The sequence below is a fragment of the Paraburkholderia nemoris genome (assembly GCF_905221015.1).
GTDB lineage: Bacteria > Pseudomonadota > Gammaproteobacteria > Burkholderiales > Burkholderiaceae > Paraburkholderia > Paraburkholderia nemoris.
Window position 1 is genome coordinate 232,033 of record NZ_CAJNBO010000009.1, and the last position, 19,857, is coordinate 251,889.

General features: G+C 61.9%; 18 protein-coding genes. 8 read left to right on the top strand and 10 right to left on the bottom strand.

What is annotated here, in order from left to right; translation table 11 throughout:
• Positions 1-37: 37 nt before the first annotated feature.
• The 6 genes from KHO33_RS16405 to mnmC form a co-directional block, all read right to left on the bottom strand.
• Complete coding sequence (locus KHO33_RS16405; protein ID WP_200565607.1) at positions 38-1,150, bottom strand: NADH:flavin oxidoreductase/NADH oxidase; 1,113 nt, start codon at positions 1,148-1,150, stop codon at positions 38-40.
• 73 nt (positions 1,151-1,223) lie between these two features.
• Positions 1,224-1,937, bottom strand: a complete 714-nt coding sequence (locus tag KHO33_RS16410) for a glutamine amidotransferase (RefSeq protein ID WP_054042736.1) — start codon at positions 1,935-1,937, stop codon at positions 1,224-1,226.
• Between the two features lie 128 nt (positions 1,938-2,065).
• Positions 2,066-2,704 carry a MarR family winged helix-turn-helix transcriptional regulator gene (locus KHO33_RS16415; RefSeq protein ID WP_054042738.1) on the bottom strand — a complete coding sequence of 213 codons (639 nt, stop codon included), beginning with the start codon at positions 2,702-2,704 and terminating at the stop codon, positions 2,066-2,068.
• Between the two features lie 536 nt (positions 2,705-3,240).
• A complete protein-coding gene (locus tag KHO33_RS16420) occupies positions 3,241-4,356 on the bottom strand; it encodes a YbdK family carboxylate-amine ligase (protein ID WP_054042740.1) in 1,116 nt (371 codons plus the stop codon).
• Between the two features lie 152 nt (positions 4,357-4,508).
• The gene (locus tag KHO33_RS16425; protein ID WP_200565608.1) at positions 4,509-5,714 is read right to left on the bottom strand and encodes a cation:proton antiporter; all 1,206 of its coding nucleotides are present in this window, start codon (positions 5,712-5,714) and stop codon (positions 4,509-4,511) included.
• 863 nt (positions 5,715-6,577) lie between these two features.
• Positions 6,578-8,545, bottom strand: coding sequence for a bifunctional tRNA (5-methylaminomethyl-2-thiouridine)(34)-methyltransferase MnmD/FAD-dependent 5-carboxymethylaminomethyl-2-thiouridine(34) oxidoreductase MnmC (gene mnmC, locus KHO33_RS16430; protein WP_200565609.1), 1,968 nt, complete (start codon positions 8,543-8,545; stop codon positions 6,578-6,580).
• A 414-nt stretch (positions 8,546-8,959) separates the two neighbouring features.
• On the opposite strand from mnmC, the gene KHO33_RS16435 reads away from it, so the two are divergent.
• A complete protein-coding gene (locus tag KHO33_RS16435; protein WP_006050811.1) occupies positions 8,960-9,238 on the top strand; it encodes an HU family DNA-binding protein in 279 nt (92 codons plus the stop codon).
• Positions 9,239-9,361: 123 nt separating this feature from the next.
• Here KHO33_RS16435 and KHO33_RS16440 read toward each other — a convergent pair whose 3' ends face one another.
• From KHO33_RS16440 to KHO33_RS16450, 3 genes are all read right to left on the bottom strand, one after another.
• The gene (locus KHO33_RS16440) at positions 9,362-10,672 is read right to left on the bottom strand and encodes a GTP-binding protein (protein ID WP_200565610.1); all 1,311 of its coding nucleotides are present in this window, start codon (positions 10,670-10,672) and stop codon (positions 9,362-9,364) included.
• Positions 10,673-10,829: 157 nt separating this feature from the next.
• Positions 10,830-11,279, bottom strand: coding sequence for a lytic transglycosylase domain-containing protein (locus KHO33_RS16445; RefSeq protein WP_054042742.1), 450 nt, complete (start codon positions 11,277-11,279; stop codon positions 10,830-10,832).
• A gap of 346 nt (positions 11,280-11,625) precedes the next feature.
• On the bottom strand, positions 11,626-11,802 hold the full coding sequence (locus KHO33_RS16450; RefSeq protein ID WP_172737895.1) for a hypothetical protein: 177 nt from the start codon (positions 11,800-11,802) through the stop codon (positions 11,626-11,628).
• Here KHO33_RS16450 and gspD point away from each other — a divergent pair.
• The 3 genes from gspD to gspF are packed head-to-tail and all read left to right on the top strand — an operon-like array spanning position 11,796 to position 16,913.
• On the top strand, positions 11,796-14,126 hold the full coding sequence (gspD, locus tag KHO33_RS16455) for a type II secretion system secretin GspD (RefSeq protein WP_054042744.1): 2,331 nt from the start codon (positions 11,796-11,798) through the stop codon (positions 14,124-14,126). The genes KHO33_RS16450 and gspD overlap by 7 nt on opposite strands.
• Entirely contained in the window at positions 14,123-15,691 is a 1,569-nt protein-coding gene (gene gspE, locus KHO33_RS16460; protein WP_054042745.1) for a type II secretion system ATPase GspE, read from the top strand. The genes gspD and gspE overlap by 4 nt, the downstream gene beginning before the upstream one ends.
• A 4-nt stretch (positions 15,692-15,695) precedes the next feature.
• The gene (gspF, locus tag KHO33_RS16465) at positions 15,696-16,913 is read left to right on the top strand and encodes a type II secretion system inner membrane protein GspF (RefSeq protein WP_093634517.1); all 1,218 of its coding nucleotides are present in this window, start codon (positions 15,696-15,698) and stop codon (positions 16,911-16,913) included.
• Between the two features lie 26 nt (positions 16,914-16,939).
• Here gspF and KHO33_RS16470 read toward each other — a convergent pair whose 3' ends face one another.
• Positions 16,940-17,353 carry a type II secretion system protein N gene (locus KHO33_RS16470; protein WP_200565611.1) on the bottom strand — a complete coding sequence of 138 codons (414 nt, stop codon included), beginning with the start codon at positions 17,351-17,353 and terminating at the stop codon, positions 16,940-16,942.
• A gap of 173 nt (positions 17,354-17,526) precedes the next feature.
• Between KHO33_RS16470 and gspG the strand changes: the two genes are divergently transcribed.
• Genes gspG through KHO33_RS16490 form a run of 4 tightly spaced genes read left to right on the top strand, consistent with a single transcriptional unit; the run spans position 17,527 to position 19,649 of the window.
• The gene (gene gspG, locus KHO33_RS16475; protein ID WP_054042748.1) at positions 17,527-17,991 is read left to right on the top strand and encodes a type II secretion system major pseudopilin GspG; all 465 of its coding nucleotides are present in this window, start codon (positions 17,527-17,529) and stop codon (positions 17,989-17,991) included.
• 30 nt (positions 17,992-18,021) lie between these two features.
• The gene (locus tag KHO33_RS16480; protein ID WP_128576848.1) at positions 18,022-18,576 is read left to right on the top strand and encodes a GspH/FimT family pseudopilin; all 555 of its coding nucleotides are present in this window, start codon (positions 18,022-18,024) and stop codon (positions 18,574-18,576) included.
• A gap of 1 nt (position 18,577) precedes the next feature.
• Positions 18,578-18,994 carry a type II secretion system minor pseudopilin GspI gene (gene gspI, locus KHO33_RS16485; protein ID WP_054042750.1) on the top strand — a complete coding sequence of 139 codons (417 nt, stop codon included), beginning with the start codon at positions 18,578-18,580 and terminating at the stop codon, positions 18,992-18,994.
• On the top strand, positions 18,972-19,649 hold the full coding sequence (locus tag KHO33_RS16490; protein ID WP_200565612.1) for a PulJ/GspJ family protein: 678 nt from the start codon (positions 18,972-18,974) through the stop codon (positions 19,647-19,649). The genes gspI and KHO33_RS16490 overlap by 23 nt, the downstream gene beginning before the upstream one ends.
• The last annotated feature ends 208 nt before the right edge of the window (positions 19,650-19,857 follow it).

Genomic DNA, 19,857 nt, shown 5'->3' on the forward strand with positions numbered 1-19,857 from the left:
TCAATAAGACGTGCGCGCACAAGGCGCGTTGGCAGGTTCACCGTTGTCCGAACGAAATATCGCCGAACAGGGCTTTTTGCTCGCGCGGTTGCGAACGCCAGTACTGCGGCGGCGCCTCGACCGTTGCACCGAGTTGCGCCGCGGCATGCCACGGCCAACGCGGGTTGTACAGCAACGCGCGAGCCATTGCGATCAGATCGGCATCACCTTCTTCGATGAGTTGCTCGGCATGCAGCGGATCGGTAATCAAGCCCACGCCGATGGTCGTCAGGCCCGTTGCCTGTTTGACGGCGTGCGCGAAAGGAATCTGATAGCCCGGCTCAAGTGGGATCTTCTGCAATGGCGAAACCCCGCCGGACGACACGTCGATCCAGTCGCAGCCGCGCTTTTTCAATTCTTGGGCGAACGCGATCGTGTCTGCGAGCGTCCAGCCGCCTTCGACCCAGTCGGTCGCCGAGACGCGCACGCCAACCGGTTTGTCGGCCGGAAACGCGGCACGCACGATGTCGAAGATTTCGAGCGGAAAGCGCATGCGGTTTTCGAGGGAACCGCCGTAGTCGTCGCTGCGTTGATTGGCGATCGGCGACAGAAACTGATGCAGCAGGTAGCCATGTGCCGCGTGCACTTCGAGAGCATCGATGCCGAGGCGCGCGGCGCGACGCGCAGAGGCCGCGAACGCTTCACGAATCCGGTTCAGTGCGGGCGTGTCGAGGGCGAGCGGCGGCTCTTCACCCGCCTTGTGCGGCAACGCCGACGGCGCATGCGGCAGCCAGCCACCTTGCGACACCGGAATCAGTTGCCCGCCTTCCCAGGGCACATGGCTCGACGCCTTGCGCCCTGCGTGCGACAACTGCATGGCGACGCGAATCGGCGAATGCTTGCGGATCGCGGCCAGGACCGGCTTCAGCGCGGCTTCGGTCGCGTCGTCCCACAGCCCGAGATCGCCCGGCGTGATGCGGCCATCCGGTTCGACGGAGGTTGCCTCGATGCACAACATGCCGGCGCCGGATAACGCGAGACTGCCGAGATGGATCATGTGCCATGCCGTCGCCTCGCCACGTTCGGCGGAATACTGGCACATCGGGGAGACGACGATACGGTTGGGAAGCGTCACGCTACGCAGCGTGAGCGGGGAAAAAAGCGCGCTCATGGATTACGCCCAGTAGAAACCCGAGAGCGATCGAGCATAGCACCGCGGATGATTGTCTGCAGGCGTGCGCGGATCAGGGTTTCGGCTCGACCTGATCGAGCCACTCGCTGAACATCCGGCGCGCGGCGGTTTCCAGCACCGGACCGAACTGAGCGGTCTCGGCCCGCAACTGCCGCGCATCGATACCGTGGCCGGCAATTTCACCGGCGTTGCCGATCAGCCAGGGTTCGAACCGGTCAGCGCGAATCTCTGGGTGACATTGCAGACCCAGCACATGGCCGCCCCACGCGAACGCCTGGTTTTCGCAGGCAGGCGTCGAGGCGAGACGTGTGGCGTTGTCGGGAAGCTCGAAGGTGTCGCCGTGCCAGTGCAGCATCGACGTGTGGGCGCCGTCCAGATGACGCACTGGCGAAGCACGGCCCGCATCGGTGAGCGTAAGCGGTGTCCAGCCGAGTTCGGTACGGCCCGCGGGGTAGACCCGCGCACCGAGCGCACGCGCGATCAATTGCGCGCCGAGGCAGATGCCGAGTGTCGGCAGGCCGGCGGCGATGCGCCTTTCGATCATGGACAGCAATGGGACAAGCGTCGGGTAAAGCGCGTCGTCAGTTGCACTGATCGGGCCGCCGAGTACGACCATGAGCGATGCGGCAACCGGGTCAGGCGCTTCGATACGGCCAACGCCGACGTCGAGATAGCGCACCGGGCGCCCCCGTTCGCCGAGCTCCAGCTCAAGACTGCCCAGATCCTCGAAGTGCACGTGGCGAATGGCCAGAACTTCCCGATTCATCAGCCTGCCCCACCTTCAGGTTGCCTAAAGACTTGCCGCTACACGGCGCGAACCGGCCGGCGGACGGCAATCGCCGCCCGCCGGCACACGGTTTGGCAGTGTAACGGATTGTCCCAGGAGAAGCCGCCTTATTGGGCGAAGATCTTCCAGGTCTTCTTTTGGGTAGCGACGTCGGCCACTTCGTACACCGAGCAATCGAGACGCAGATCCGTGTCCGACATCTTCATGTCGAGCAGCGCGCAGTGGTGCGGCGTCTTCTTCGGATTCTTGCTCGGCTCAAAGTGCGAGCAGCTCAGGCACATGCGGTGCGGCGGAATCGTGCCTTGCGCTTCCAGCTGATGGATGGTCTTGAGCAGCGTGCGATAGAACAGCGTCTGCTCTTCGTCACGCAGCGTGCCGACCGCTTTGGCCAGGAAGTCCGGCCATTGCGCAGCGCGCTTCGCGGCCGTGCGGCCACGCGCCGTCAGACGGACCGCGAGGGCGCGGCCGTCGTCGAGGGCGCGGCGCTTTTCGACCAGGCCTTTGGTCTCGAGCGTGCTCACCGCATCGCTGGTGGTCGCGGCGGTCAGGGCCGTCTCGCGGGCGATCTCGCCAAGACGCATCGGGCCCTTGCGTTGCATCAGCAAGACCAGGATTTCGCCCTGGGTCGGCGTAAGGCCTGCGCCCTCCGCCCATTCCCAAGCCTGGCTCCGCATGGCCGTGCTCAATCGCAATAGGCTGTGGGTCACTCGCCCGGTTGCCTGTTCTCCGTATACGCCTTCGCTCATAATCTTCGTTTGGTTTATTAAGCTTGCGAGCGATGCCGGCAAACCGTTGCCGAACACGCCCGTAGCCTGTGTGGGGTAGCCCCGCCCGAAAGCAGACGAGACGGTTTCTACTATCTCAAAAATTTACCGCCTTGCAAGCCAAAGGCAGATGAAACGACATTCTATGCGAGACCGGCCAATCGTACAGCTAAGTTATCCAGCGCAAGCTGTGGATAACCATGGGAAAACACAGGGGATGGCATGTGTGTCGATTCTTGATAAGCAGCTTGCCCCCTCTTTCCTTACTAAAGTTGTCCTCGTTTACCGCCATCGATGCGCCTCGGATCAGCCCAGTTATGGTTTACGTAGCACTTTGACTTTTCAGGGAATTATTCAGTTGTCCACAGGCAGATGCAATGCTTGTTAACTACTACTACTTTTGTATACGTAAATTTTAGAAAAACCTGAAGGCCCGCGAGCTGGAAATTTATTTACGAAAAAAAACCCGCACGAGGCGGGTCTTCCTTACGGTTTAACGTAAGCAATCCTCTACCTGGCTAGGCTCGCCACTGCAGACACTGCTGTCTGACAGCTTCGTGCAAGGACTTTTCCTGATCGAAGACGCCCCGCAGCCACGTCGCGTCATTGACCTGACCGCGCGCAATCGCACCGATTTCGGCGAGCGCGTTGCCCGAGCCCAATGCTTCGGCGTGCGGTGCAATCAGATCCAGCGTTTCGAGGATGTCTTCGGAAATCGTCTTGCGTTCGCTCGTTTGCGGATTGATGCAGTTGCCGGCCAGACCGAAGCGGCATGCTTCGAAGCGGTTGAACGTGTAGACGAGATAATCGTCTTCCTGCGGCGTGATCGGCTTGTCGAGCAGCAGATGCCGGGCCAGCGTCTGGATGTAGCAGGCAATCGCCGCGGCGCGATCCACTGAAAACGGCGTATCCATCACCCGCACTTCGATCGTGCCGAAACCGGGCTTTGGCCGGATGTCCCAGTAAAAATCCTTCATGCTGTTGACCACGCCGGTGTGGACCATCTTCGAGAAATATTCCTCGAAGCTGTCCCACGTCAACACGAACGGCGCGCGGCCCGAGAGCGGGAATGCGAACACGGAATTCAGTCGTGCCGAATGAAAACCGGTGTCCACACCCTGCACGAACGGCGACGAAGCGGACAACGCGATGAAATGCGGAATGAAGCGCGACATCGAATGCAGCAGATACAGCGCGCTGTTCGGATCCGGACAGCCGATGTGCACGTGCTGGCCGAACACTGTGAACTGCTTGGCAAGATAACCGTACAACTCGGAAAGATACTGAAAGCGTGGCGTATCGACGATTTGCCTTTCACTCCATTGCTGGAATGCGTGGGTACCGCCGCCGCACAAGCCGACGTTCAGACGGTCAGCCGCGGACACCAGCGTGTCGCGAATCGTGCGCAAATCGGTGACGGCCTGTTCATGCGTTGTGCAGATACCGGTCGACAGCTCGATCATGCTTTCCGTGATTTCCGGCGTGATGTTGCCGGGAATTTTTTCGTCCTTGATGAGGCGCATCAGATCCGAGCCGGCTTTGGTCAGATCATAGTCGTGCGTATTGACGATCTGCATCTCGAGTTCGACACCGAAAGTGAACGGTTTCGAATCGATGAAGGGTTCGAGTGACATGGCGTCCCCTGAGTCAGGTCGGCCGACGTGTGTCACATGTCTGTGTCACACGCCCGGCCGTTTTTGAATCGAATAAGTTGGATAAAGCGCGCAAATCAGGCGCATAAAGCGTCAGACAGCGCATCGGACAGCGGCGTGCCCTTACCGTGCGCTTACTCTTCGCGCCGTTCAGCCACCAGCGCCAGGCTGCGATACACGAGCCACGGCCCGAGAATCTGCAGCACGAAAATCGAACACATCACGATCGCGCGCAGTTGCGGATCGAAATTCGGATAGAGGTTGTAGGTATCGTCGACGAGCAGGTACGCGAGCGCCGACATGGGCGATAAGGACAAACCGAGCGCCATGCCCTGCTTCCAGTTCAAGCCGCTCGGCTTGGCGAAAGCCATCACGCCCACCAGTTTCGCAACCAGACGCGCAACAATCAGACCCAGCGCGGCGACACCGCCTAACGCGATGTCTTTCCATTCGAACGAAGTCAGCGTCAGCACGAACAGAATCACAGTCAACAACCAGCCGGCCGTGCCGAAATGTTCCGGCCACAACTGCGGGCGAGCTTCAAGATTCTTCACGATGATGCCCGCGGCCAGCAACGCGAGAATGGTGGAAAGCTTGAACACATGCGCCACCGCAATGGCGAGCAGCACGAGGCCGAACAGCGCGACGAACGAATGCTCGTCCTGCATGTTCAGACGACGATAAAAAAACGTGCAGGTGCGCGCCAGCAGATAGGCCAGCACGAGTGAGCCGACCAGCAGATACAGCGGCTGCAGAATCGTGGCGTAGACGTTGCCGTAAACCTCCTGATGCAACCAGCTCGAGACAAGCTTTTCGACCACCACCGCATACATGCTGTTCAATGCGGTAAGGGTCAATAGACGTTGAGTCACCTGACCTTCCGCGCGTAGCTCCGTTTTGAGCTGGATCACCATAGCCGGCGAAGTCGCCATGGCAATTGCGGCAAGCACCGTCGCTACGATCAGCGGCACTTTCAGGAATAACAAAACCGGCAAAACCAGCGCGAACGTCAGCGTAGCTTCGGCGATGCTCGACAGAATCAGCCAGGGATTGCGGCGAATCCAGCGCAGATCAAGCCGGCTACCGAGTTCGAATAACAACAAACCGAGCGCCACGTCGAGCAATGGCCGCGCGGCGCTCGCGGAATCGGCGTCGATTACGCCGAAACCGGCTGCGCCGGCTACCAGACCAATGACCGCATACCCGGAAATGCGCGGCAAACGCCATGCGCGATAGCACAGTTCACCGCACAGACCCGCGGCGAGCAATGCAAGACCAGCCCAAAAAATGGCGTCGGGTGTGAGTGGCCAGGCTGGGAAAAATGAAAACGCCGACTTCATCGTGATGGGTTCTCCTTGGCAGCAACGGCAGACAACACGAACCGGCGCAAACACCGGCGAGCGGATGAACGCATGAGGCGTTCACTGTCGCGATCGCTTCGCGTGACCCGCGTTGCGAGTTTTCAACGATCGGATGATCTGAATGTGCTGCAGCCGCAAGGGGCGCAGCGCATTCTGGGGGCGGCCGTAGCTACCGGCCCGGCACGGTGAAAGAACGCCGTCGACTTTGAATCAGATTCTGATTGCGCGGCACCGTTCCATTGCAGCGCGTGCGGCCAGCGGCGAGGCGCGACGCGGAAAAGAACGGCGATTGTGCCATAGCTTTTTCAGACTTGACCGAAAAGACAGGAACATGCAGGCAAAACGGTAAAAACGTACGTTATCTTCGTGAGATGAGGAAAAAGCGACCGCTTTAAAAACGGGTCGGGCTCTCATAGCGTACAGATCTGACGTTGCAGATGTGTTTCCTGGGACACGGCCAGAACCGTTTTCCTTCAACTTTCGACGCTTCTGGCTCAACGATTGCGCTCGATCTCGGCACGGCCTTTCTGTTTACAGGTTTACCGTATGTATACGTAGTAACAGTTAACAAGGTGACTCGTTTTCTGTGGATAACTCGGGTTTACCGAATTGATTCATCGGCTTGCCGCTCGCATAACAGGATGCACAGCGTGTGCGGCAGCGGCGGGTATACAAGGGTAACTTTTCGCGATTTTCGGCCGCGTCGAAGTTACCCCGTTTACGTCCACAACGGTTCCACACGAGTTGCTTCGGTAAACGGCGCGGTTATCCACAAGTTTCGGTGGATAACTTTTCCTGGCGGCGATGTGCGGCGATGTGCGGCGCGCGCGGTTAACTACGGGTTAACTCACCGTACCCTGGCGCAACGCACGCAAGAGGAAGCGGGCTGGATCGATGTCTTCGGCCAGATCCCGTTCGAGCGGCCACGGTTCGCCTTCGATCTGCGAGGCGATCAACTCTGCTCCAAGTGCCGCCCATACCAGACCGCGAGAACCGTATGCGAAGGCGCCGTACAAGCCGTCGACGCGTGGCAGATCGAGCGGCCATGCGCCACGCAGGCGCTGGGCGTCGCGTGCCGAGGCGGCTTCATCGGCGAAGTTGCCGATCATCGGCATCCGGTCGCTCGTGACGCAGCGAAACGCGACGCGCCCGTCGAGCGCCGCCGCTTGTGCCGGATCGACGACGCCGTTAAAGGCCGGCAGCATTTGCGCTACACGCTCGAGGTTTTCCAGATGGCCATCCGGTCGCAGCGCTGTGTCCGGGTCGTCGAGTTCGTAGGTGGCGCCGGTCAGCGTAGCGCCGTCGGCGAGTGGGACGGCGTAGCCTTCGCCGATAACCGGCATCTCGAGTGGAGGCACCGTGCCCGGCGGCAGCAAAGTCAACTGGCCGCGGATGCTGCGGGTCGGTGCGTACTGCAAACAGGCGAGCCGCGCGGCGTCGTGCGCGCTCGCGACAATGACCACCGGCGCACGCGCGATCGCTTGTCCCGCTGCGTCGAACACGGTCCATTGATTGCCGGATCGCTCGAGGCGCGCCACATCCACTCCGAAGCGGCGTTCGAGCAGCCCGCCCGCAGCTGCGCACTGCGCGGCGCAAAGCGACGCCGGGTCGATCCAGCCGCCTTGGGGAAAGAGCCAACCGCTTTGCGCGAGCGGCATTCCAGCAAGCCTTTGTGCTTCGCTCAGCGAAACGGGCGTCACATATTCCGCCGGGTAACCGAACGCGGCGATTGCCTCGCTCATCGAGCGTGCTTCTTCTTCGTCCGCTGCGATCTGCAACAGACCTGGCGCGCCGCGCAATGGACGGTAGCCCAGCCGTTCGAGCGCGGCCCAGCGTCTGAGCGTGTAGAGAAAGCCCGCGCGCGTGACGCGTGAAGCGACGCTGTCGTCGCGCGAGATCATGGGGTGGAACACGCCGGCCGGATTGCCCGAGGCGTCCTGAGCGACCGACGCGTGCCGCTCCAGCGATGTGACTCGCCAACCGCGTGCGGCCAGGCGCTCGATCGACGCGCAACCCGCGAGTCCGGTGCCAATCACGATTGCATGCCGTTCATCGACTTCAAGTGGCGCGGGCGGTTCATAGCGGCGCACACGCCAGCGTGGCGCGAAATGGCCGACCAGCATCGCGCGTTTCCAGCCGAAGCCATCGACTTTTTGGTACACAAAGCCGTTTTGCGTCAACGCACGCTTGATGTCGCCGGCACTGCTGTAGGTCGCGAACGTGGCGTTTTCGCCGGCCATCCGGGCGAGCGCCTTAAAGATCGCGGGCGCCCACATTTCGGGGTTTCTCGCCGGTGCGAAGCCGTCGAGATAGAACGCATCGGCGCGCAACCTCAACGCCGGCAGGCTCTGCGCGGCGTCGGCGAACACCAGCGTCAACGTGATTCGCCCGCCCTCGAATTCGAGCCGGTGCGTGCCGGGGACGAGCATCGGCCATTCAGCGGCCAGCGTTTCTGCGAGCGCGGCGATCTCGGATTCTGAAATCGTCTTCGCATAGACGCTGCGCAAATCGGCTTGAGTAAACGGATGCTTCTCGGTCGAGACGAAGTGCAAGCGTTCGCAACGCGCCGGATCGGCACGCCAGGCGGCCCAAGTCATCAGGAAGTTGATCCCCATGCCGAAGCCGGTTTCGAGCACGGTGAAGACGCGGCGGCCCTCCCATCGCTGCGGCAGTCCATTGCCGCGGAGAAAGACGTATTCAGCCTGCTCGAGACCGCCGACAGCGCTGTGATAGATGTCGTCGTAGAACGGCGAAAAAGGCGTGCCGTTGTCGCGAAAAGCGAGGACGGCGGGGATCAGCGGATCGGTCATGCGCGGCGGAAATGACGCTCGAAAGAGCGAGTCAGACGTTACCGCCAGCGCGCGCAGCTCGCCGGGCGGCGAAAAAGACGTGTTGCAACGTTGGCAAAAACCAACGCCAAGCCCCGTCCATACTGGGTTTCAGCCTTCAATTGGGTCCTGCGAGGAGGAAAAGGAAGGGTTTCCCCTCGATATCTGCCCCAGAACCGCTTAAATCTTCGAAACCCTTATCCTGATTGGGTTTGCGCTGCGCTATCATAGCAAGCGCCGCGAAGGGAGCGGCAGCACGGCCGACGGGCAGTCACTGCCCGGCGCTAATTGTCCGGAGGGGATCCGGAGCCGCAGCTGCTCGACGGCGCGGCCCGCGCACGTATAATCGGCGCGTTCGCGCTGTTCGTGTCAACCTAAACTCAGAAAGGAACCTTAATGAACAAACAGGAACTGATCGACGCCGTCGCAGGACAGACCGGCGCCAGCAAGGCTCAAACCGGTGAGACGCTGGACACGTTGCTTGAAGTGATCAAGAAGTCTGTGTCGAAGGGTGACGCGGTCCAGTTGATCGGCTTTGGCAGCTTCGGTTCGGGCAAGCGCGCAGCACGTACGGGTCGTAACCCCAAGACCGGCGAAACTATCAAGATCCCGGCCGCCAAGACCGTCAAGTTCACGGCTGGTAAGGCGTTCAAGGACGCAGTCAACAAGCGCTAAGCAGATTACTGCCTGGCAGTTGACACCCGCCAACGGCGGGTTTTTTTTCGTCTGCGATTTCTGTTTAGCCGCGACGCCCGTCGCGGCTAAACAGTCAGCACCGAGCGCAAAGGCCGCTCGAGCTTAATCGTGGCGATGCACGATTTCGCCGTGGCCATGACCGCCGTGGTCGTGATCATGGTGATCGTGGTCGTCTTCGTCGAAGTCCCATGCCGGGAACGGATCGGCGAATTGTTGCCACGCTTCTGGTCCCGCCGCGTATTCCTCATCGGTCAGGAGGCATGCGTCGAACTTGGCTTGCCAGACAGCCGGGTCGATCCCGACGCCGATCATCACCAGTTCCTGGCGGCGATCGCCAATGCTCAGATCGTCCGGATTGCCGTACCAGTCGGCGGCAATTTCGGCGGCCAGCTCGTCATCTCCGTCCGGCCATTCGCTGCGATCCTGCGCGGCCCACCACATCCCGGCCGGACCATGCCGGCAAGCGCCACCCGCCTGCGACAGCGATCCGGCAATGTCGTTACGCGTTGCGAGCCAGAAGAAGCCCTTGCTGCGCAAGACGCCCTTCCACTCCTGATGCAGCAACGCCCACAGCCGCTCCGGGTGAAACGGCCGCCGTGCGCGGTAAATGAAATTGCCGATGCCGAATTCGTCTGCTTCGCCGTGATGAGTATAACCGTGGTCGTGCCCATGTTCGTCGTTAAGCGACGCCAGCCAGCCCGGTGCGCTCGATGCCTCATCGAAATCGAAGCGCCCGGTGTTCAGCACTTCAGCCAGCGGTACCTCGCCGAAGCGGCTCACCACCTGCACGGCACGCGGATTGATGCGGGCGAGGATGCGCTGCAAACGCGTGAGCTCATCGGCGCTCACCAGATCGGCCTTGTTCACCACCAGCACGTCACAGAATTCAATCTGCTCGATCAGCAATTCGACCAGCGTCCGGTCGTCCTCTTCGGTTGCGGCGATGCCCCGCTCGGAAAGCGCGTCAGAAGAACCGTAGTCACGCAGGAAGTTGAACGCATCGACCACCGTCACCATCGTATCGAGCTGTGCAACGTCGGACAGCGACGCGCCGTCATCGTCGACGAAGGTGAAGGTTTCGGCGATCGGCATCGGCTCGGCCACGCCGGTCGACTCGATCAGGATCGCATCGAAGCGCTTCTCACCGGCAAGCCGCTTGATCTCGACCAGCAAGTCGTCGCGCAACGTGCAGCAGATGCAGCCGTTCGACAATTCGACGAGCTGCTCTTCGACATGCGAGAGCGCGGCGGCGTCGCGCACGAGCGTTGCATCGATATTGACGGCGGCCAGATCGTTGACGATCACGGCGACGCGCAAACCGGCGCGATTCGCGAGGATGTGGTTCAGGAGCGTGGTCTTGCCGGCGCCCAGAAAACCGGAGAGCACGGTGACGGGCAATAGCGGCTGGTTCATCGCAGTACGGAAAAACAAGAGGATTGGAAGGCGTGCCGGGTTGGGGTCGCATGATTCCGGGGCCGGAAGATGGCCGAACACCGACGGCAGCACGATGCCGCATTGTGCATCAAACGGGAAGCGGCCGCGTGACGGGCCGGATCGGGACGTGCGGGAGTCAGCGTGCAGCAGCCGGCATCAGATTCCACTTGCGCAGGATTGCGGCGATCTGCATCGCATACTTATCACGCAGTGCCGGCGTCTCGGAGTGGTACGCGCCGACCGCCTGCCAGGTATTGCCGTACTTGTTCATCTGGCGGCGCAGATGCCACGCCGCGATGTAGACGTTCTTGCAAGGCTCCATCAGGGTGCCTTGCGAGATGCCGTACTGCGCGAGTACGGGCAGATGGATCGAATTGATCTGCATCACGCCGTAGTCGGTCGAGCCGTTGGCGTTCTTATGCTGCGCGTCCGGCCGATTGTGTGACTCCTGCCACGCAATTGCGCGCAGAATCAGGGGGTTGACCTTCTGATACTTGGCCGCTTCGTCAAAGCAATCGGCGCGCGCCTGCCCTGCTGCGATCAGCACGACAAGTCCAGCGGCGACGGTGACGAGGGTTCGTTTCATCAGTCAAGACGACTAATCAAATCGCAAGGGTAAGGTTTGGTAAGGCCAGGCGTCGGCCATACTTCAGTCTCTGGAAGCCGGTGAGGCGTACTGGCAGGGCCTTCGTCGGTCATCGGGGAAAACCCGCGTTGCCAAGTCACAACCAGTACCTCGAACGGCTCGTATCATACCGGCAGACTTACACGCGTCAAGTTGGCTAACCGACATAATCAACCGTAAAACGAAGCGCTTCTGCGGTTCGGCGCACACAAGCTCGTTTGCTTTCAATTGTTTGACAGTCTGCGACGGTCTTTAGAGTAATCGCACGGAGCTGTTCGTTTTGTGACAAATCCGACATGAAAAACTGTTACTGTTCCTTTTTTTCGGGCATTGGACGTAAGGCATCCAGGGCGTTGATCGCCTGTGAAGCCGACTGGCAGACCGACAGGGCGGCGGCCTGCTCAAATGTTCGCACTGCATGACCGTTGGCGGCTGCGGCCGTCGGCATCGATCCCATATTCCATGAGAAGAAATCGTATGGCATTGCGTCGCGTCGCAACGGCGCTGCTGGTGGCTGGATTGATCACCGCGCAGACAGCACAGGCACAGGTGACACTCAACTTCGTGAACGCCGATATCGACCAGGTGGCCAAGGCGATCGGCGCGGCGACCGGCAAAACGATCATCGTCGACCCACGTGTGAAGGGTCAGCTGAACCTCGTGTCGGAAAATGCAGTGCCTGAAGATCAGGCGCTCAAGACCTTGCAATCCGCTTTGCGGATGCAGGGCTTCGCGCTAGTCCAGGACCACGGCGTGCTGAAGGTCGTGCCCGAGGCCGATGCCAAGCTGCAAGGCGTGCCGACCTACGTCGGCAATACGCCGGTGGCACGAGGCGACCAGGTGGTCACGCAGGTGTTCGTGCTGAAGAACGAATCGGCTAATAACCTGTTGCCGGTGTTGCGTCCGCTGATCTCGCCGAACAATACGGTGGCGGCCTACCCGGCCAACAACTCGATTGTCGTGACCGATTACGCCGACAACGTCCGGCGTATCGCGCAGATCATCGCGGGTGTCGATACGGCGGCGGGCCAGTCGGTATCGGTCGTGCAGTTGAGGAATGCCAACGCGATCGACATCGCCACGCAGTTGACCAAGATGCTCGACCCCGGCGCGATCGGCAGCACCGACGCGACGTTGAAGGTGTCGGTCACCGCGGATCCGCGCACCAACTCGCTGCTGATTCGCGCATCGAACGGCGGCCGGCTCGCGGCCGCGAAGCAACTGGCGAAAGAACTCGACGCGCCGACCACCATGCCCGGCAACATGCACGTCGTCGCGCTGCGCAACGCTGACGCGACGAAGCTCGCGAAGACCTTGCGCGGGATGCTCGGTAAGGGCGGCGACACCGGCTCGTCGGGTGGCTCGAACGAAGCAAATTCGTTCAACCAGAACGGTGGTGGTGGAGGTGGCCTCGGCAGCAATTCGACGGGCACGTCGGGTACGCCGCCGCTGCCGTCGGGCGGACTCAACGGCAGCTCGGGCGCGTCACCATTGGGCGGTGGCGGGGGCGGATATGGTTCGAGCGGCGGTTCGGGTTCAGCCGGCCTGCTCGGCGGCGACAAGGACAAGAACGACGACAATCAGCCGGGCGGCATGATTCAGGCTGACTCGGCGACCAACTCGCTGATCATCACGGCGGCTGAGCCGGTGTACCGCAACCTGCGAGCGGTGATCGACCAGCTCGACGCGCGGCGCGCGCAGGTCTATATCGAGGCGCTGATCGTCGAGTTGAACTCGAACACGAACGCCAACCTCGGCATTCAGTGGCAGGTCGCGAACAATTCGATCTTTGCCGGCACCAACCTGGCGACCGGCAATGGCAACAGCATCATCAATCTGACGGCTGCGGCCGCAGCGACGGGCGCGACCGGCGGTCTCGCCGGGGCGCTCGCAAGCGGGAGCGGTATCCAGCAGGGCCTCAACGTCGGCTGGATTCACAACATTTTCGGTGTGCAGGGACTCGGCGCGCTGTTGCAGGCACTTTCGCAGACTCAGGATGCGAACGTGCTGTCCACGCCTAACCTCATCACGCTCGACAACGAGGAAGCGAAGATCGTTGTCGGTACGAACGTGCCGATTCAGACGGGTTCGTACTCGAACCTCACGAGCGGCACCACCAGCAACGCGTTCAATACGTTCGACCGCGTCGATGTCGGCCTGACGCTGCACATCAAACCGCAGATTACCGAGGGCGGGATTCTCAAGCTGCAGCTCTACACGGAAGACTCGGCGATCGTGAACGGCACGACCAACGCGGCCACCAATCCGGCGGGTCCCGAGTTCACCAAGCGTTCGATCCAGTCGACCGTGCTCGCCGATAACGGCGAGATCATCGTGCTGGGCGGCTTGATGCAGGACAACTACCAGGTCAGCAACAGCAAGGTGCCGTTGCTGGGCGATATCCCGTGGATTGGCCAGCTGTTCCGTTCGGAACAGAAGACCCGCGCCAAGACCAACCTGATGGTGTTCCTGCGCCCCGTGATCATCACCGATCGCGATACCGCGCAGGCCGTGACGTCGAACCGTTACGACTACGTCCAGGGCGTGACGGGTGCGTACAAGTCGGATAACAACCTGATCAAGGACAAGGACGACCCGGTGGTTCCGCCGATGCCGATCGGCCCGAGCCAGGGCGGTTCGCCCGCGATGAACCTGTTCGATCTCGACAGGATGCGCCGTCAGCAGATGGCGCCGCCGGTCATGAATGGTGGCGCTGTGCAGACGAACCCGGTCACGAGCGGTGGCGCTGTGCAGACGAATCCGGTACCCACGGCACCGTCCACGGCGTCGCCTGGAGTGCAGCCGTGAGCACGCCGTCCACGCCGCCGCCAGCTTCGGGATCGTCCGCAGCGGCGCGCGTCGCTGCATCGACGCAAGCCGCGGCGATTTCGCCGGCAGTCGTGGCGGAGCAAGCCGAACGCATCGCACCGTCGGCAGTCGCTGCGCGCCTCGTGCCCTACGGCTTCGCCCGTGGCGGCCAGATTCTGGTCGCGCATCAGCACGCCGATAGTCTCGAAGTCTGGATCAGCGAACGCACCAGCGATGCTGCGCTTGCCGAAGTCGCACGCAATTTCGGCGCATTGTCCGTGGTACGTGTGCCGGCTGACGAACTGGCGCTCGCGATCAATCAGGCTTACGCGCGCCAGGATGGCAGCGCGGCGCAGGTGGTCGGCGAAGTGGAAGGTGAAGTCGATCTGTCGCGTTTGATGCAGGACATTCCCGAGATCGAGGATCTGCTCGAGTCGGAAGACGACGCGCCGATCATCCGCATGATCAACGCGCTGCTCACGCAGGCGGCACGCGAACAGGCCTCGGATATTCACATCGAGCCGTTCGAGACTTCGTCAGTGGTGCGCTTCCGCGTCGACGGCACGTTGCGCGACGTCGTGCGGCCGAAGAAAGCGCTGCATGGCGCGCTGATCTCGCGGATCAAGATCATGGCGCAGCTCGACATTGCGGAGAAGCGTCTGCCGCAGGATGGCCGGATCACGCTGCGCGTCGGCGGACGTCCGGTCGACGTGCGCGTCTCGACGTTGCCCACCGGTCACGGCGAACGCGCGGTGCTGCGTCTCTTGGAAAAGGACGCCTCGCGCCTGAATCTCGAAGCGCTTGGTATGGCGCCCGACACGCTCGTCAAGTTCGACAAGCTGATAGGCAAACCGCACGGCATCGTGCTGGTGACCGGCCCGACCGGCTCGGGCAAGACGACCACGCTGTACGCGTCGATGTCGCGGCTTGAGACGGCGACCACCAACATCATGACGGTCGAAGATCCGATCGAATACGACCTCTCAGGCATCGGCCAGACGCAGGTCAACGAGCGGATCGGCATGACCTTCGCGCGGGCGCTGCGCTCGATTCTGCGGCAGGACCCGGACGTCATCATGATTGGTGAAATCCGTGACCTGGAGACCGCGCAGATCGCGGTGCAGGCTTCGCTCACAGGTCACCTTGTGCTGGCGACGCTGCACACGAACGATGCAGCATCCGCCGTGACCCGTTTGACCGACATGGGCGTCGAGCCGTATCTGCTGGCGTCGTCGCTGCTCGGCGTGCTGGCGCAGCGGCTGGTGCGGCGCTTGTGCCCGGTGTGCCGCGAAGAACGCGTCGAGGAAGATGGCAGCGTGCGCTGGCATCCGGTCGGCTGCGAGAAATGCGGCCAGTCCGGTTATGCGGGACGTCGCGGTGTCTACGAACTGCTCCTGATCGACGACGAAATCCGCACGCTGGTTCACCGCAATGCATCCGATGCGGAAATTCTCACTTCGGGTCGCGCGCAAGGCATGCGCACGCTTCGCGAAGACGCGGACCGCTGGCTCGCCTCCGGGCTGACGTCGCTCGAAGAAGTGATTCGCGTGACGGGCGGAGCATAAGCGCATGCCGGCATTTCGTTTCGAAGCAATCGATGCGGCGGGCAAAGCGCAAAAAGGCGTGCTCGACGCGGACAGCGCGCGCGGCGCGCGGACCAATCTGCGTTCGCAGGGACTGACGCCACTCGTCGTCGAACCGGCTGCGACGCGCACACGCGGTGAGCGCAATCAACGCTTGTCGCTAGGACGGCGTTTGTCGCAGCGCGAGCAGGCAATTCTCACGCGGCAACTGGCCAGCCTGCTGATTGCCGGTCTGCCGCTCGATGAAGCGTTATCGGTGTTGACCGAGCAATCGGAGCGCGACTACATCCGCGAGCTGATGGCGTCGATTCGTGCCGAAGTGCTCGGCGGCCATTCGCTTGCGAACGCGCTGACGCAACACCCCAAAGACTTCCCCGAGATCTATCGGGCACTCGTGGCCGCCGGTGAACATACCGGCAAGCTCGGTCTCGTCCTTTCGCGTCTGGCCGACTACATCGAGCAACGCAACGCGCTCAAGCAGAAGATCGTGCTCGCGTTCACGTACCCGGCGATCGTGACGCTGATCGCCTTCGGCATCGTCACGTTCCTGTTGAGCTACGTGGTGCCGCAAGTGGTGAACGTGTTCGCCAGCACCAAACAGCAACTGCCGATCCTCACCATCATGATGATGGCGCTGTCCGGTTTCGTGCGGCACTGGTGGTGGGCGATGCTGATCGGCGTGGTCGTGCTGGTGTATCTGGTGCGCTCGATCCTGAAGCAGCCCGGCCCGCGCCTCGCTTTCGACCGCTGGCTGTTGACCGCCCCGCTGCTCGGCAAACTCGTGCGCGGCTACAACACCGTGCGCTTTGCCAGCACGCTCGGCATTCTGACGGCGGCCGGTGTGCCGATCCTGCGCGCATTGCAAGCCGCAGCCGAAACGCTCAGCAATGTCGCGATGCGCGAGAACATCGACGATGCGATCGTGCGTGTGCGCGAAGGCACGTCCTTGTCGCGCGCGCTCGGCAATACGAAGACGTTTCCGCCGGTGCTGGTTCACCTGATCCGTTCGGGTGAAGCGACCGGCGACGTGACGACCATGCTCGATCGTGCGGCCGACGGCGAAGCACGTGAGCTCGAGCGTCGCACGATGTTCCTGACGAGTCTGCTCGAGCCCTTGCTGATTCTGGCGATGGGTGGCGTGGTGCTGGTGATCGTGCTGGCGGTGATGCTGCCGATCATCGAGTTGAACAACCTGGTGCAGTAAGGCCGAAGCCGGGCAGAACGCCTGGCTCAGCGCACGTAGATGGTAGGTCCTGCCGGATTGGCCGGCAGGAACACTTCGGAATGCGCGCCATTGCGGTCGATGATGATCGAGCGGGCGCGGACTTCGGAGAGTTTGGCGCCTTGCATGAGCGCGCTGCCGAGCGACACCGCATGCGGCGGTTCGCCACCGACGCTGACGATGGCCGCGGCGCCTTCCCGCAAAGCGAGGATGCCGAACAGATGCACGTCCTGGTTGGCGCTGCGGGTGAGCTGGCCGCCGAACAGCGTAGCCGCCTGATCGGTCGAGACCTGCGTATGCGCGGCGGCGGCGGGCAACGGCGCGCCGGACGTCGTGGAGATCGTGATGACCCAGTAGGTCAGCGTCGCGCAGAACACGGCGAACAGTGCGAGCGACAGAAGGCGGATTTGGATAGCGTTCATGCGCTTATTGTACGGACTATTGTGAAAATTGCGTTGGGGTGCCTGGCGGTTTCCCGCAACCCTTCAAGAACATGACATTAAAATGACCGGCCGGGCGTGTTCAATGGCACCTTGATTGCCTGACGCGCGAATTCCGCCCGATCGAAATTTCACCTGAAAAGAGGTAGCAAGCTATGCAATTGTCGACCCTTCGCCGTCATGAAATCGCGGGTCCGCGCAGCCGTCGTCAACGCGGTTTCACGCTGATTGAAATCATGGTCGTGATCGCGATTCTGGGTATTCTGGCCGCGCTGATCGTGCCGAAAATCATGAGCCGTCCGGACGAAGCGCGGCGTGTCGCCGCCAAGCAGGATATTGGCACCGTGATGCAGGCGCTGAAACTCTACCGTCTCGACAACGGCCGTTATCCGACTCAGGAGCAAGGCCTGCGCGCGCTGATCGAAAAGCCGAGCACGGACCCGGTGCCGAACAACTGGAAGGACGGCGGCTACCTCGAACGTCTGCCGAACGATCCGTGGGGCAATAGCTATCAGTATCTGAATCCGGGCGTGCATGGCGAGATCGACGTGTTCAGTTATGGCGCCGACGGTAAAGCGGGCGGCGAAGGCAACGACGCCGACGTAGGGTCGTGGCAATAGACGGATAGTTGATCGTTCGTGGCCGGCACTATGCGACTGTCCGCTTGCAAGTCCCGTGTGGACACTCCGTGTACGGCGTCGCTGCCGGGCACGGCGTGCGCCGGCGCGCGTGATTTCAGTGCAGGCCGCCGGAAGCGTGCGGCGGGTTTCACGCTGCTGGAAATGATGGTGGTGCTGGTGATCGCGGGCATTCTGGTATCGCTGACTGCGCTGACCATGACGCGCAATCCGCGCACCGATCTGAACGAAGAAGCGCAGCGTCTCGCGCTGCTGTTCGAATCGGCCGGCGACGAAGCCCAGGTGCGCGCAAGACCGATCGCATGGCAACCGCTCGATGGCGGCTTCCGCTTCGATCTGCGGACCGAAGACGGCTGGCGTCCGTTGCGTGACGACCTGCTGGGGCCGCGCAACTGGGAAGGTGGTGTGACCGGCGTCACGATCGATTACCCGGGATCGGACTCGCACCCGAGCCGTGTCGTGTTCGGCACCGAAGCGATCGACGTACCCGTGCAGATCACGCTGTTTTCTGCCGCGGGGCGCGCGACGATCATCGGCACCGGCAATGGCCGCTATGAGGTGCACTGAGATGCGTCGTTGCAGGAACAGGGGCGCTCGCGAGATGGTCCACGGCGCAGAGCGCGGTTTTACGATGATCGAAGTGCTAGTGGCGCTGGCGATCATAGCGATCGCGTTGGCGGCGTCGTTGCGCGCGGTGGGAAGTCTGGCGAGCGGCGAAGCCGATCTGCATCGACGGTTGCTGGCGGGATGGAGCGCCGACAACACGCTGGCGCAACTGCATTTGACGCATGGCTGGCCGAACGTCGGCTCGACGAGTTTTGACTGCTCGCAGGGCAATCTGGAGTTGATCTGTACCGAGCATGTGACGGCGACGCCGAATCCGGTGTTTCGTCGGGTGGAAGTGATGGTGACGACGCCGGGGCGTTCCGGCAATCTCGCCCAGATGGTCACGGTGGTCGCGAATGAAAACAACCGTTCGCTCTGAGCACCGCGGCCGATCGGGCGCGCGTGGTTTCACGCTGATCGAGTTGCTGGTCGCGATCGCGATCATGGCGGTGATTGCCGTGCTGTCGTGGCGCGGGCTGGACCAGATCATTCGTGGCCGGCAGACGATCACGAACGCGATGGAAGACGAGCGCGTCTTTGCGCAGCTGTTCGACCAGATGCGAATTGATGTGCGGCAGGCCGCGTCGGATGATGAGTCTGGCCAGGCGGCCGTATCGGTGAGTGGCAATGTGCTGCAGATCGTGCGGGAGATGGTATTGCCGGGGACGGCGCCGCGCTTGCAGGTGGTGAGGTATCGCGTGTCCGAGGGACGCGTGGTGCGGTATGCGTCGCCGCCGCTGGGGAATGTGGGCGAGTTGCGGGGTGCGCTGCGCGGTGGTGAGGGGAATGGCTGGACGGCGGTGCCTTTGATGGGAGGCGTCGGGGCTATTTCTGCTCGGCTGTATGTGCCGAAGGTTGGCTGGACCACGCAGATGAAGGATGTGCAGAGTGCGATTACGGAGAACGATAATAATTTGAAGGTGCCCCAGTTGGGGAATGCGCCGCTGCCGCGGTCGGTGACTGGGCTGGAAGTGAGTGTGGGGGCTAAGTCGTTGGCGCGGCCTGTAACGCGGGTTTTTCTCGTCGGAGAATGAGATGAAGGGTTTTTTGTTGTCTCCGCGACGCTCTGGGTCTTCTGGTTTGTTGTTGTCTTTGCGACGCTCTTTGGTTGGGCGTGTGCTGGGGTGCCTTTCGGTTTGGTCCTCTTTGCCTGCTTGGCGGGTTTGTCTGCACGCTTGCGGTGTTGGCCTTTCCTTGATTTGCTTTTGGTCTATTAGCGTTCCCCCTGTGCGGGGGGGCACC

Excerpts from the sequence above, each read along its gene's own strand:
- KHO33_RS16405 (WP_200565607.1), bottom strand. The coding sequence starts at position 1,150 with ATGAGCGCGCTTTTTTCCCCGCTCACGCTGCGTAGCGTGACGCTTCCC.
- KHO33_RS16410 (WP_054042736.1), bottom strand. The coding sequence starts at position 1,937 with ATGAATCGGGAAGTTCTGGCCATTCGCCACGTGCACTTCGAGGATCTG.
- KHO33_RS16415 (WP_054042738.1), bottom strand. The coding sequence starts at position 2,704 with ATGAGCGAAGGCGTATACGGAGAACAGGCAACCGGGCGAGTGACCCAC.
- KHO33_RS16420 (WP_054042740.1), bottom strand. The coding sequence starts at position 4,356 with ATGTCACTCGAACCCTTCATCGATTCGAAACCGTTCACTTTCGGTGTC.
- KHO33_RS16425 (WP_200565608.1), bottom strand. The coding sequence starts at position 5,714 with ATGAAGTCGGCGTTTTCATTTTTCCCAGCCTGGCCACTCACACCCGAC.
- mnmC (WP_200565609.1), bottom strand. The coding sequence starts at position 8,545 with ATGACCGATCCGCTGATCCCCGCCGTCCTCGCTTTTCGCGACAACGGC.
- KHO33_RS16435 (WP_006050811.1), top strand. The coding sequence starts at position 8,960 with ATGAACAAACAGGAACTGATCGACGCCGTCGCAGGACAGACCGGCGCC.
- KHO33_RS16440 (WP_200565610.1), bottom strand. The coding sequence starts at position 10,672 with ATGAACCAGCCGCTATTGCCCGTCACCGTGCTCTCCGGTTTTCTGGGC.
- KHO33_RS16445 (WP_054042742.1), bottom strand. The coding sequence starts at position 11,279 with ATGAAACGAACCCTCGTCACCGTCGCCGCTGGACTTGTCGTGCTGATC.
- gspD (WP_054042744.1), top strand. The coding sequence starts at position 11,796 with ATGGCATTGCGTCGCGTCGCAACGGCGCTGCTGGTGGCTGGATTGATC.
- KHO33_RS16450 (WP_172737895.1), bottom strand. The coding sequence starts at position 11,802 with ATGCCATACGATTTCTTCTCATGGAATATGGGATCGATGCCGACGGCC.
- gspF (WP_093634517.1), top strand. The coding sequence starts at position 15,696 with ATGCCGGCATTTCGTTTCGAAGCAATCGATGCGGCGGGCAAAGCGCAA.
- KHO33_RS16470 (WP_200565611.1), bottom strand. The coding sequence starts at position 17,353 with ATGAACGCTATCCAAATCCGCCTTCTGTCGCTCGCACTGTTCGCCGTG.
- gspG (WP_054042748.1), top strand. The coding sequence starts at position 17,527 with ATGCAATTGTCGACCCTTCGCCGTCATGAAATCGCGGGTCCGCGCAGC.
- KHO33_RS16480 (WP_128576848.1), top strand. The coding sequence starts at position 18,022 with ATGCGACTGTCCGCTTGCAAGTCCCGTGTGGACACTCCGTGTACGGCG.
- gspI (WP_054042750.1), top strand. The coding sequence starts at position 18,578 with ATGCGTCGTTGCAGGAACAGGGGCGCTCGCGAGATGGTCCACGGCGCA.
- KHO33_RS16490 (WP_200565612.1), top strand. The coding sequence starts at position 18,972 with ATGAAAACAACCGTTCGCTCTGAGCACCGCGGCCGATCGGGCGCGCGT.